Origin of the sequence: Pseudomonas sp. USTB-Z (genome assembly GCF_019691255.1) — a bacterium.
Lineage (GTDB): Bacteria > Pseudomonadota > Gammaproteobacteria > Pseudomonadales > Pseudomonadaceae > Aquipseudomonas > Aquipseudomonas alloputida.
The window spans coordinates 1-1925 of record NZ_JAECZP010000051.1 but is presented as its reverse complement, the minus strand read 5'-3'; the positions used below and the strand labels follow the sequence as shown (position 1 = coordinate 1925).

The following is a 1925-nucleotide window of genomic DNA, read 5'->3' as shown; positions in this document are numbered from 1 at the left end:
TTTATGGTGCGCCAGGCATGGCGCGTTGCGCGATAGCGCAACCAGCTTGGCTGTGGTGGCCTCGCTGGTGACTTGGGGGTGAAAGTCCTCTACACACCCGGCAAGGGGAAGTGTTAGCCAGAGGCAAGGGTGTCGTGGGCGACTACGAATCTGAAGGAAGCCCGAGGCAAAATGCTGGCCTGACGAACAGGAAGCGGATCAGGCGGCGCAGCGGGGCAAGACGGCCATAATCGTCAAAGCCCAATACTTGCACGGAACGCTGCGACGTAAATCCGACAGGCATAAGCAGGAAGGTCACGCGAATTACCCTGGGAGATCTGTACGCTTGCCTTGGTGCTACCGAGCGTCGAGAGGCGACGGGATGAGCGTGCAGAAGTCAGCCGAGGCCGTAGTAAGTGGCGGTTAACCGCGTCACCAAGGGCCGAACAGGTTATGCCGCCAGTAGGCGTCACTGTCTCGTTGGTAGCCGCAATGCAGAAATTTCCTAAAACGGAATCTGTCACTCCGAATCCCGGCCAGAAGCCGAGGATGATGCCTGACAGCGCAAAGGTATCGACGGCGTCATCGGCGTGGACGAACGCAGAGCCGGACACGCTGATGGAGCGGGTGCTCGCACCGGCCAACCTCAGACGTGCGTATAAGCGCGTAGTCAGCAATAAGGGAGCGCCGGGTGCCGATGGCATGACGGTCGCCGACCTTGCAGGCTATGTGAATCAGTATTGGCCAATCCTCAAAGGCAGATTGCTGGCCGGTGAATACCATCCCCAAGCCGTACGTGCGGTTGAAATTCTCAAGCCGCAGGGCGGCACGCGGCAACTGGGAATTCCCAGCGTCGTGGATCGCCTGATCCAGCAGGCATTGCTGCAACAACTCACGCCATTCTTCGATCCTTTGTTCTCGGATTTTAGCTACGGCTTCCGTCCGGGCAGGAGCGCGCATCAAGCTGTCGAGATGGCCCGTGCCCATGTGGCATCGGGGCACCGGTGGTGCGTGGAAGTCGATCTGGAGAAGTTTTTTGATCGGGTCAACCACGACATCCTCATGGCCTGTATCGAGCGCCGGGTCAAAGATAAGTGCGTACTTAGGCTTATCCGTCGCTACCTTGAAGCGGGAGTCATGTCAGGCGGTGTCGTCAGTCCACGGCAGGAAGGGACGCCGCAAGGCGGCCCGCTCTCGCCGCTGCTGTCGAATATCCTGCTCGATGAATTTGACCGCGAACTGGAGCGGCGGGGCCATCGCTTCGTGCGCTATGCCGATGACGCGAACATTTATGTGCGCAGTCCTCGGGCTGGCGAACGGGTACTGGCTAGTGTCGAGCGCTTCCTGAGTCAACGTTTGAAACTGACGGTGAATCAGAAGAAGAGTCGAGTCGCGAGAGCCTGGAAGTGTGATTACTTGGGTTATGGGATGAGCTGGCATCAGCAGCCAAGGTTGCGGGTGGCAACGGTGAGCCTGAGTCGCCTGCGCGACCGGCTCGCAGAGCTGCTATGCGGCGCGCGGGGCCGCAAGATGGCAAACACCATCGAGCGGATAAACCCCGTACTACGAGGTTGGGCGGGTTACTTCAAGCTCAGCCAGAGCAAGCGGCCACTTGAGGAGCTGGATGGCTGGATCAGGCACAAACTCCGCTGTGCCATTTGGCGCCAATGGAAACAGCCCTCTACGAGGGCGCGCAACCTGATGCGTCTGGGCTTAAGCGAGGAGCGTGCCTGTAAATCGGCCTATAACGGCCGAGGCCCATGGTGGAACTCGGGGGCGCCACATATGAATCAGGCGCTGCCGAAGAAACTATGGGATCGACTCGGACTGGTCTCGATACTGGATACGATCAACCGGCTTAGCCGCATAGCTTGAACCGCCGTGTACGGAACCGTACGCACGGTGGTGTGAGAGGACGGCGGGTGTGAACCCGCCTCCTACTCAAT

1 protein-coding gene is annotated in these 1925 nt (G+C 59.4%); it reads left to right on the top strand.

Features of this window, described 5'->3' with window-relative positions:
- The first annotated feature begins 432 nt into the window (after positions 1–432).
- Entirely contained in the window at positions 433–1854 is a 1422-nt protein-coding gene (ltrA, locus tag I8746_RS26770; protein WP_221101214.1) for a group II intron reverse transcriptase/maturase, read from the top strand.
- Positions 1855–1925 lie beyond the last annotated feature (71 nt).

Bases quoted from the DNA above. Each gene is read 5' to 3' on its own strand.
- ltrA (WP_221101214.1), top strand. From the start codon at position 433: ATGCCGCCAGTAGGCGTCACTGTCTCGTTGGTAGCCGCAATGCAGAAA.